This is a genomic window from Saccharothrix deserti, assembly GCF_009769385.1.
GTDB lineage: Bacteria > Actinomycetota > Actinomycetes > Mycobacteriales > Pseudonocardiaceae > Actinosynnema > Actinosynnema deserti.
On sequence record NZ_VKAB01000172.1, the window covers coordinates 1 to 556 of the forward strand.

1 pseudogene is annotated in these 556 nt (G+C 66.2%); it reads left to right on the plus strand.

Annotation, left to right across the window (positions count from 1 at the left end):
* Positions 1–122 precede the first annotated feature (122 nt).
* Positions 123–443 (plus strand): annotated as a pseudogene (locus FM051_RS50070) (acetamidase/formamidase family protein); the annotation flags it as partial.
* Positions 444–556 lie beyond the last annotated feature (113 nt).

Genomic DNA, 556 nt, shown 5'->3' on the forward strand with positions numbered 1-556 from the left:
AGCCCTCGGTGAGGGCTTGAAGGTCAGCATCCCAGCCGGCGATGTCCTGAACAGTCACGCTCTCGACCATGACACGGGATACGCGCCGTCAGCCGACCCGGTTCAAGATCTCGGAATGTAGTACCGGGGTCTTCGCCCGCGAGAACGGCGGCGGATTCCTCACCGACCACTTTCCCGACTCCTACAAGGCCGTCTGGGACTTCCACGGTCAGAAGGCCACCTCACGGCACATCCCCGGGGTCAGCTACACCGGGATCACACACCCCGGCCTGTTCGGCACCGCCCCGTCCGCCGGTCTGCTCGCCTCGTGGAACGCCAGGGAACAGGCCCTCATCGACACCGATCCACACCGGGTGCCGGCACTGGCCCTGCCGCCGCTCGCGCACAACGCGCTGGCGGGCCAACTGGTCGGCGAGGACGCGGCCAAGGTGTCAAGTACCGGGTTTGATGGAGGGTGTGATTACCCGCTCGGTGCCGAGACGGGTGCGGTTGTGTGGTGATGGTTGGTCTCGTGTTCCACAGGCGGGATCAGACCGAGTTCCCCGTGTAGCCGGCG